The organism is Microcystis sp. M109S1 (assembly GCF_020247025.1).
GTDB lineage: Bacteria > Cyanobacteriota > Cyanobacteriia > Cyanobacteriales > Microcystaceae > Microcystis.
This window is the reverse complement of sequence record NZ_JADBRW010000063.1, coordinates 1-10,386: the sequence shown is the minus strand read 5'-3', so window position 1 is coordinate 10,386 and position 10,386 is coordinate 1. Positions and strand designations below refer to the sequence as shown.

Annotated in this window: 8 protein-coding genes; 1 reads left to right on the top strand and 7 read right to left on the bottom strand. The window is 43.5% G+C overall.

What is annotated here, in order from left to right; translation table 11 throughout:
* Positions 1-777 precede the first annotated feature (777 nt).
* Positions 778-2,457, top strand: coding sequence for a phosphoenolpyruvate carboxykinase (ATP) (pckA, locus tag IM322_RS02875; RefSeq protein WP_287675648.1), 1,680 nt, complete (start codon positions 778-780; stop codon positions 2,455-2,457).
* 103 nt (positions 2,458-2,560) lie between these two features.
* Here the strand turns inward: pckA and IM322_RS02870 are convergent, their stop codons facing one another.
* From IM322_RS02870 to IM322_RS02840, 7 genes are all read right to left on the bottom strand, one after another.
* On the bottom strand, positions 2,561-3,778 hold the full coding sequence (locus tag IM322_RS02870; RefSeq protein WP_287675647.1) for a BaiN/RdsA family NAD(P)/FAD-dependent oxidoreductase: 1,218 nt from the start codon (positions 3,776-3,778) through the stop codon (positions 2,561-2,563).
* A 20-nt stretch (positions 3,779-3,798) separates the two neighbouring features.
* Positions 3,799-4,497, bottom strand: a complete 699-nt coding sequence (gene urtE / locus IM322_RS02865) for an urea ABC transporter ATP-binding subunit UrtE (protein WP_185239060.1) — start codon at positions 4,495-4,497, stop codon at positions 3,799-3,801.
* 38 nt (positions 4,498-4,535) lie between these two features.
* Complete coding sequence (urtD, locus tag IM322_RS02860) at positions 4,536-5,282, bottom strand: urea ABC transporter ATP-binding protein UrtD (protein ID WP_004163062.1); 747 nt, start codon at positions 5,280-5,282, stop codon at positions 4,536-4,538.
* A gap of 107 nt (positions 5,283-5,389) precedes the next feature.
* Positions 5,390-6,544, bottom strand: coding sequence for an urea ABC transporter permease subunit UrtC (urtC, locus tag IM322_RS02855; protein WP_287675646.1), 1,155 nt, complete (start codon positions 6,542-6,544; stop codon positions 5,390-5,392).
* Between the two features lie 3 nt (positions 6,545-6,547).
* On the bottom strand, positions 6,548-7,744 hold the full coding sequence (locus tag IM322_RS02850) for an ABC transporter permease subunit (RefSeq protein ID WP_287675645.1): 1,197 nt from the start codon (positions 7,742-7,744) through the stop codon (positions 6,548-6,550).
* Positions 7,745-7,838: 94 nt separating this feature from the next.
* Positions 7,839-9,155, bottom strand: coding sequence for an urea ABC transporter substrate-binding protein (gene urtA, locus IM322_RS02845; RefSeq protein ID WP_287675644.1), 1,317 nt, complete (start codon positions 9,153-9,155; stop codon positions 7,839-7,841).
* A gap of 676 nt (positions 9,156-9,831) precedes the next feature.
* Entirely contained in the window at positions 9,832-10,107 is a 276-nt protein-coding gene (locus tag IM322_RS02840) for a TMEM165/GDT1 family protein (protein ID WP_002732425.1), read from the bottom strand.
* Positions 10,108-10,386: the final 279 nt, after the last annotated feature.

The window sequence follows — 10,386 nt, the reverse complement described above, 5'->3', positions numbered from 1 at the left end:
GTCAGTCTGTAGAGCGACCATAAGACCAGAACAGAGTAAATCTGTTAAGGCAGGTGCGGAACCCCGCAAGGGAAAGAAGCAGAAACCCAAATCGTGAGGTTTGGGAATCACCGTCCGTTTTACGGCGGTGAGGATGTCAATATTAGTTGTTTTTTTTCGAGATCGAGCTAGACTTAATTAACCTGTTACACAATCAATGCTCAAGCTTGCCAACGGCTAATAGAGTTAATTTTGGCCGCTAACTTGCCCTCTGTCAATCGACTTTTTTTATTAGCGGCGAAATCAATTTGACGACGTTTATGATCCTTGGCATCATCTCCGGACGACCAGCTACTGTTCCGGCGTTCCGACGTTGCCCAAAACCAGAGACTTCCTACCGCACCATTAAGATAACTGCTAGATTAGCTGACCAATTTTGTTTAGCTGTTAATTTTTGTAAAAAAAAACTCGTCTGTATCCTATTGTACAGATAGACTAAAAATATCTAGAAAAAGCAGTTAGATCGGCAAGAGGGAAAAGGTAAAAACCCTGACTGGGAGATGACGGGTAAATACGCAAATAATCCTGAATTACCGCTCTAAAATTGGCTTTACCGACAGCAAAAGACCAGATTAATCAGGGAAATATCGTCAGATAAACTAATCAATATAGCTTCTTAGGTGTCTGGGAGTGAAAAAAGACAGAGAACGGAGTTTTTCTAGTTTCTATAACTGCACTAATCAGAGACCTGGAACTTAGCTCTAAACCGACAACTAAATTATCAGGAGAATTGGGGTTATGCTGACTCTACACACGCTGACCAATGATAGTATCTCTTGTCCCTTGTCCGATCGCGTGGAGAACGTCAATTTCCACTACGAATTAGAACATCAAATTCATCCCACCTACGGCCTCGAAAACCTAGGCATGAAAAATCTCGGTCGCGTTTATCGCAATCTTTCCGTACCGCAATTAGTCGAACAGGCGATCGAACGTCATGAGGGTGTTTTAGCCGATAATGGGGCTTTAGTGGTGGAAACGGGTAAATATACCGGCCGTTCCCCCAAAGATAAATTCATTGTCAAAGAAGCCAATAGCGAAAAGGAAATCGACTGGAATCAGCATAATGCCCCGATTAGCGAGGAAAAATTCCAGCAGTTATACCGAAAAGTCCTCGCCTATGTGCAGGGAAAAGACCTATATATCTTCGATGGTTACGTCGGGTCCGATCCTAATTATCGCTTTGGCGTGCGCGTCGTCACCGAAATCGCCTATCATAATCTTTTTGCCCATCAGTTATTCCTCCGGCCCAGTGCGATCGAACTAGCTGCCCATCAAACTGATTTTACCGTGATTGCCCTGCCGGGGTTACAGGGAGATCCCGAAGATGACGACCTGAACAGCGAAGCCTTTATCGTCCTCAACCTAGCCAAAAAAATCGTTCTCATCGGTGGCACTCGCTACGCTGGCGAAATCAAAAAATCCGTCTTCTCGATGATGAACTACCTGATGACCAAACAAGGGGTTTTACCGATGCACGGTGCCGCTAACATGGATAAACACGGTCATACGGCCCTCTTTTTCGGTCTCTCCGGTACGGGTAAAACCACCCTTTCCGCCGATCCTAAACGCAGCCTCATCGGTGATGATGAACACGGTTGGTCAGAAGACGGCATTTTTAACTTTGAAGGCGGTTGTTATGCTAAAACCATCCGTTTAAGTGCCGAATACGAACCCCAAATCTGGGCGGCGATTCAATTTGGCACTATTCTCGAAAACGTTATCCTTTCCGCCGATAATCGCCTTCCCGACTACGATGATGGACGTTTGACCGAAAACACCCGCGCCGCCTATCCCCTGCGTTATATCCCTAATTGTGCCGTATCTGGCATGGGAACCCACCCGAAAACTATTATCTTCTTAACTGCCGATGCTTTTGGGGTACTGCCACCAATCGCCAAATTAACCACGAACCAGGCGATGTATCATTTCCTCTCCGGTTATACTAGCAAATTAGCGGGAACGGAACGGGGAATCACCGCCCCACAGGTGACTTTTTCCAGTTGTTTCGGTCAATGTTTCTTCCCTCTGTCACCCCTCGTCTATGCCCAAATGTTAGGGGAACGTTTAGAACAACACCCCGAAACCTCCGTTTATCTGATTAATACTGGTTGGTCCGGCGGTCCCTACGGAGTCGGCGATCGCATTTCGATCAAACACACCCGCGCTATGGTTTCCGCTGCTTTAAATGGCGATTTAGAGGAAGTAGTTTTCCATCCTCATCCCATCTTTCAAGTTCTCGTCCCCGAAATTGTCCCCGGAGTTCCCAAAAAAATCCTCGACCCGCGACAAGCATGGCAAGATGGCGAATCCTACGACCTACAGGCGCGAGAATTGGCCCATCGTTTCGTGGAAAATTTCCGTCAATTTACCACTGCCTCCCAAGAAATAATTGCAGCCGGTCCAATTTGGGAATAACAACATCAAGGAATCGGTTATCAACTATCAGTTAAGGTGAGATTTTCTCAGAGTTTGATTGCCGTCGGGTGTATTAGGGCAGCCTAATACACCAGCAATATTGCTATCTATTGCCCATAGCTTGTCCGGCAAGATAACCAGTGGTCCAAGCGCTTTGAAAATTAAATCCCCCCGTGACTCCATCGATATCTAGTACTTCCCCGGCAAAATATAACCCCGGACAGATTTTACTTTCCATAGTTTTAAAATCCACTTCCTGAAGATTCACTCCCCCAGAGGTAACAAATTCCTCCTTAAACACCCCTTTTCCTTTGATTTGATATTCCCCTTGCTGTAATTCAATCATTAATCGATTGAGAGTATTTTTAGATAATTCGGCCCAGGGAGTTTCCGAGTTAACGGTCAAGTAACTTAATAAACTCTGCCAAAGACGCTTGGGTAACTGCTCAAAGGGACAATAATTAAAGAGTTTTCTTTTGGGATATTCACTTTTAGTTTGTAAGATAATTTCTCGCAATTTTTCAGGATGATAATCCTCCAACCAATTAATTATTAAAGGCATTCGGTAATGATGCTCGTGAAGTAACCGCGCTCCCCAAGCAGAAAGTTTTAAAATAGCCGGTCCACTAACTCCCCAATGGGTAATTAACAAGGGTCCGATTTGTTCTAATTTGCTTCCCCCAAGACGAACTCGCACTTTATCCACAGTAACCCCTAACAAATCTTTCAGACGAGGATCGGCAATTTGAAAGGTAAATAAAGAAGGGACAGGAGAGATTAGAGAATGACCTAAATCTTGAGCGGTGCGATAACCAAAAGGACTACTTCCCGTCGCAATTAACAGCTTATCTGCCCTAATTTGCTCATCGCCTTTTAATTCAATCAAAAAACTTTCTTCCTGTTTTTTTACCGATTTGACTGGGGAATTTAGCCTTAAATTAACCCTGGCAAAAGTCGCACTTTCCCGCAGACAATTAACAATAGTTTCAGAATTATCGGTGCTGGGAAACATTCGCCCATCCGCTTCTGTTTTGAGTTTTACCCCCCGCAATTCAAACCATTTAATAGTATCTTGGGGTTGAAACCGACTAAAAGCTCCCCGTAGTGCTTTGCCACCGTGAGGATAATAATTAACCAATTGAGAAACATCAAAACAATGATGGGTGACATTACAGCGTCCCCCTCCCGAAATCCGCACTTTCACCAGAGGTTCTTTTGCCGCTTCTAGGATAGTAACGCCAGCTTTTGGGTTAGATTCTGCCGCTTTAATTGCTCCAAAAAATCCCGCTGCCCCGCCGCCAATTACGACTATTTGAGTCATATATCAAGGAAAAAGTAAGTTTAAACCGCCAAAAATCGCTGAATGACTTCTTGACTTAATTCGCTCGTGAAACCGGAAGCAACAATTCCCCCTTTTTGCATGGCGTAATATCGATCAGCTTGGCGGACAAAATGCAGGTGTTGTTCTACTAATAAAACGGCGATTCCTTTGCTGGCAACAATACGCCGTACCGCTGCTTCAATTTCGAGAATAATTGACGGTTGAATTCCTTCCGTGGGTTCATCTAAAATTAATAATTTTGGTTCCCCCACTAAGGCGCGAGCGATGGCTAATTGCTGTTGTTGTCCCCCGCTTAAATCTCCTCCCATCCGCGATAACATGGTTTTTAAAACGGGAAATAAATCAAAGATTTCTTCGGGAATTGTGGCATTTTTTCTTTTTGTCGGTAAAGCTTCTAAACCGAGAATTAAATTCTCTTTTACCGTTAAACGGGGAATAATATCCCTACCCTGCGGCACATAACCCAGTCCTAATCTGGCTCTTTGATCTGAGGTTTTATTAATCAGGTTTTGTTGCTCATAATTAATTACTCCCGCTCGCGGTTTTAAGATACCCATTAGGGTTTTTAATAGGGTAGTTTTACCCACGCCATTACGTCCGATTAAACAGACCATTTCTCCCGCATTAATGTTAAGATCAACATTTCTTAAAATATGACTTTCTCCGTAGTAAACATTGAGATCAGATATGTGTAACATTGTCAACCCTTTTTAACTAATTTTAATTGTTTGACTTTTTATTCTTCCGAGGAACCCAGATAAACTTCAATAACTTTCGGATCATTTTGAATTTGCTCCATATTCCCCTCACATAGAACAGTTCCTTGGTGTAAAACCGTGACTTTGCGGGCAATTTGACGGACGAACTCCATATCGTGTTCAATGACAATAATTGAATGACTTTCCGCTAGATTTAATAACAAATTACCCACGTTTTCCGTTTCCTCATCGGTTAATCCTGCTACGGGTTCATCTACTAGCAGTAAATCTGGTGACTGGGCCACTAATTGGCCAATTTCTAGGCGTTGTTTTTCCCCGTGGGACAGTAAAGAAGCGGGTAAATCAGCTTTAGCAGTTAACCCGATAGTTTCCAATAAACCAATAACTTTTCTGCTATCTTCTAGCGGAGGACGACCGAAAAGAGTTGAGAAAACATTTTTATTACGGTTGCTAACCAAATCGAGATTTTCTCGGACAGTTAGATTTAAATATACCCTAGGAGTTTGGAATTTGCGACCAATACCCAAACGAGCGATCGCATATTCGGGAATTTTGCGGAGATCTCGACCTTTAAATAATACCCGTCCGATGGTGGGTTGCACTTTCCCCGTAATCACATCTAAAAAAGTGGTTTTTCCCGCACCATTGGGACCGATAATCACCCGCAATTCTCCCGTATCCATACTGAAATTAAGATTATTGAGAGCTTTAAAACCCCCAAAACTAACGGTAAGATTCTCGATTTCTAAGATTTTTCCAGTCATAATTTCTAAGAGGGAGTTGGGAAGTATTTTCAGTGAACAGTGAACAGTAATCAGTGAACTGAAAACTCACATCTGAAAACTGAAAACTGATAACTGATAGCATAAGATCACTTATGCTCTAATTCTTCTTTTTCCAGTTGCACTTCTGGAGCTTCCTCAATACTAGGATAGGTAATCAAAGTTTTGCGGAAACCAAAATGAGTCAGCAAACGTTTAATCCCACCGAGAATACCATCGGGAAGCACTGTCACCACAATTAGGAATAATGCCCCTTGGAAAAATACCCAGACTTCCGGAAATTGTTCGCTTAAAAAAGTTTGGGCCATGCGTACTAATAAAGTACCGACAACTGCCCCCACAAGAGTAGCACGTCCCCCCACAGCCACCCAAATCACCATTTCAATGGAAAAAGCCACATCCATAGAGTTAGGAGTGATAATTCCCGTTTGCACGGTATAAAGAGCGCCGGCAACACCAGCAATTGCCCCAGAAATGGCAAAAACTAACACCTTAAACCAAGTAGGATCATAACCGGAAAAACGAACCCGCACCTCATCATCGCGAATGGCGACTAATAAGCGCCCAAATCTGCCCGTAGTTAACCAACGACAGAGCAGATAAATAGCCAGTAAACAGACAATTGTGAGTAAATAAAAGGCCACTTGAACGGAATCGGAACCCACCAGTAACCCGAAAATTGTTTGGGTATCGGTTTTTAAGCCATTAGTGCCGTTAATTAACTTTTGTTGACCGTTAAAAAAGTTAAAAAATACCAGTAAAGCCGCTTGGGTCAAAATCGAGAAATAAACCCCTTTAATACGATTGCGGAAGATTAAATAACCTAATAATGCCGCCACGATCGCTGGTACAATAATTAGGGCTAGAATTGTCAAAGGTAGGGAATAAAAAGGTTGCCAAACAAAAGGTAATTCTGTCACCCCGTAGAGAGTAAAAAATTCGGGCATTTGTCCCGGTGGTAACTGAAGATTTAGGTACATGGCAAGAGCATAACCACCGAGGGCGAAAAAAATGCCATGACCAAGACTTAATAAACCCGTATAACCCCAGATTAAATCTATCCCCAAAGCGACAATAGCGAGGGAAAGAAATCGACCCAACAAACGCAAGCGGAAAGCCGACAAAGCTAAGGGCAGCAACAGCGCAAAGATGACCACCAATCCAACAATAACAGCGATTTCCGTGATTAACTTTTTCTTTTCCCGTTGTCGGGATTCTTTTCTAGTGATGGTTTCGGTAATCATAATCTATAACTCGGCAGTACGTCCTTTAGGAGGAAAAATTCCCGCAGGTTTGAATTGCAAGAAAGCAATAATTAAAGCAAAAATCATCACTTTTGCCATGCTAGTGGTGGAGAAAAAGGTGAAGAAATCCGTTAGGGGTTTTAGTGCTGCCACGGAACCAAAAATCAGAGCAAAAGTTCCCGAACCAATTAAATAATTAGCCACACCAATCGCCATGGCTGCGATAATAGTTCCTAGGAGATTACCCACTCCTCCCACCACCACTACCATGAAGGTATCAACGATATAATTTTGTCCCACATTTGGACCGACGGAACCCAAAAAACTAATCGCACAACCGGCAACTCCAGCTAATCCCGAACCGAGGGCAAAAGTCAAAGCATCCACTTGATTAGTGGGAATGCCTAAACAGGCACTCATCTGGCGATTTTGGGTGACGGCACGAATGCGTAAACCCCAAGAAGATTTATTTAAAAACCAATAGGTTCCTAACAAACAAATGGCAGTTAAAATGATAATAAATAGACGGGTGTAGGGCATTTGAAACCCTGGTAAAGGTAAACCTCCCCGTAACCAAACTGGAGCAGTAACATCGACGTTTCTGGCACTAAACCAGGGTCTAGCGAGAACGGGATTAAAAGATAAAAGATAGCCTAATAATCCAGCGATAGCTAGGGATAAAGGCAGGGTGATACCAATAGCTAAATTGCGAATTCTCTCCCAATCTAAGCGACGACTTAACACCGTCATTGCCCCAAAAAATAACAGACAGAAAACTATTAAACTAATTACTAATAAACCGTTGACACTTCTGACAAATTGCTGCAGAATTAAGCTGACTCCCCAAGTGGCCAGCAGCGTTTCTAGGGGTCTGCCGTACAGGAACCTAATCACCCCCCTTTCTAATAATAATCCCGCCAATCCCGACACTAAAAAAGCGATCGGTAGGGCGAATAAAACATAAGTATCAAAGAGAGAAATACGGAAAGCTTGAAAGACATTTAAAATATAAATATCTTCAAAACCTTTAAAGACATTTTGCACCACAAAAGTACTGTAGGCCCCTAACATCATTAACTCACCGTGAGCGAGATTAATCACCCCCATCAGTCCGAAAACAATCGCTAGTCCTAAAGCGGCCAGCAATAGCACAGAACCGATGCTAATACCATTAAATAATCCTTCTAATAATGCTGACACTTTTCGTTATTCCTGTGCATTTTTAAGCTTTAAAAAGTGGGGTGAGCAGTAATGCCCACCTCACTCTCGTTATTGTCTGGAAAAACTCCTAAAACTAGGATTTTTCCATTTTGAACTTACCACCCTTAGCCGGATCAGTCCAGTCACAGGCAAAGCCCTTAGTTTCGGGGACAAATTGGTTCCAGGGTTGCGGATCCACCACCCCCGGAGTTGACCAAATGATGTTAAATAGACCATCATCTCTCACCTGACCAATGCGGACGGTTTTGGAGATGTGATGATTGGGGAACATTTCCACCGGTCCTTCGGGAGCATCGAATTTTTGTCCGATGGCGGCGGCGCGAACTTTGTCGAGATCATCGGCGGTTGCCGCTTTTTCCACCGCTTGCTTCCAGAGATAGACCATGATGTAGGCCGCTTCCATCGGGTCATTGGTCACGCGATCGGGACCGTATTTAGCTCGAAAAGCCGCAACAAATTTCTTGTTAGCGGGGGTATCTACGGTTTGGAAATAGTTCCAACAAGCGTACTGACCGAGGAGATATTCCTTACCAATCTGTTTAACTTCTTCCTCGGCAACACTCACCGACATGACCGGATATTTATCGGGAGTTAAACCGGCCGCTTGCAGTTGTTTGAAGAAAGCCACGTTACTGTCACCGTTGAGGGTGTTGAAAATAACGCCGCCATCGGGTAAAGCTTGCTTAATTTTGGTGATAATCGGGGTAACTTCCGTGTTACCTAGGGGTAGATAGTCTTCGCCCACGGTTTCGCCGCCTTTCACCTTTAACTGCTCTTTAATAATCGTGTTGGCAGTGCGGGGGAAAACGTAATCGGAACCGACAAGGAAGAATTTTTTCCCTTTGTTTTCCAGCAACCAAGTCACTGCTGGCTCGATCTGCTGGTTGGGGGCAGCGCCAGTGTAGAAGATATTTCTAGAACACTCTTGACCCTCGTACTGGACGGGATACCAGAGCATATGGTTTCTGGATTCAAACACGGGCAAAACCGCCTGACGACTGGCGGAAGTCCAACAACCGAAGACGGTCAAAACTTTGTCCTGATCGATCAGTTTGGTGGCTTTTTCGGTAAAAGTTGGCCAATCAGAAGCGCCATCTTCCACCACTGCCTCAATCTGTTTACCAAGAACACCACCCGAGGCATTGATTTCCTCGATCGCCAGTTTTTCCGCATCGACTACGCTGGTTTCACTGATGGCCATGGTGCCACTGAGGGAGTGCAGAATACCCACCTTAATCGTCTCTCCAGAAGTTGGGGCGGGACTAGCAGCCGGGCTAGGACTGGCCGTGGGGGTTTGGCTTTGATTGCCACCACAAGCTTTTAACAGAATACTGGTTCCCATAGCGGCAGAACCGTACAGGAGAAATTTACGTCGTCCTAAATTTGACATGATGATCTTGAACTAACCTCGCTGACAATATTAGCTACTTCACACGGATGTTTTTGCTGAGGAGATTTTCGGGAATCTTTCTACGAATATCTGTGTGATATTACGGCTAGGTTAGCAGATTTTTTGTGATTTTCGCTACTTTTTGGATGTTTTTTGTAGTTTCCGCTACTTTTTTAGAAAAAATTAATGATTTTTCTGGAATTTACCTAAGTTTTTTAGCTATCAGGAGTCGGGAGACAGGAGACAGGAGGCAGGAGTCAGGAGACAGGAGACAGGAGTCGGGAGAATTAAGAATGAATAATATAACGGTTCTCACATCTGTGTGGCACACTTTAACCTTTGCTGATTAAGCTTTTCAGGATTGAGAATGTACCTCTTGTCAACAGGAAACGCTATAATCAATTAAATGGTCTATTGCAATTTCCATAGTTGTGAGGTACAAAGTCTTAGGTTTTGAGGAGTCAGGAGTTAAGATTTTGGTGTACCTCATGAGATTGGTAAACGCTATATTTACATACTTTATGCGATTTAATCCTTATTTTTGCCGTTTTTGAACCATCAAAAATTAATTACGCAAGAGGTTTATAATAATACAATAGCCTCGCGTGCCTGGAAAAAGTGCCAAAACCGTTTTCTAGTAAGGCTTCCAGTAATATTCAGCCCAACCCAATAATTATCAATCCGAATCTGGCCAAAGCAGCCGGACAGCAAGCAGCGCAAAACCAATGGCCGCTATCGCTTTTAATATCTTAGCGGGGAATAACTGCGCCATACTGCCGCCCGCAAGGACTCCTAAGAAACTGGTGCAGATTAAGGCGGTAATTGAGCCAAAAAAGACAGCTTTAGGTGATTTGGAACTGCCACCGAGAGCGATCGCTACTAATTGACTTTTATCGCCTATTTCTGCCAAAAAAACCGTGATAAATGTCAGTCCGAATAATTGCCAATTCATAAATTAGACCTCTGGTAAAAATCAAAAATTGTCGTGGTTGGTTAGGAGTCAGGAGAATTAGGAATGAAAAATAATCAATTAAATGCTCTATTTAGGGTCTGCTGAAAAAGTTTTTCGGTGGGGGTTGGGGGTTGGGGGTTGGGGGATGGGTTTTACCGATTTTCAGGTGGTCAACTACCTAATTTTCAGGGAAAAAGTACCTGAATTTTCCCCCTGATCACTCCCAGGCCTGGTACTTTTTGATTGACAAAAAGTCTAAAAGTCTTACCCAACAAGGTT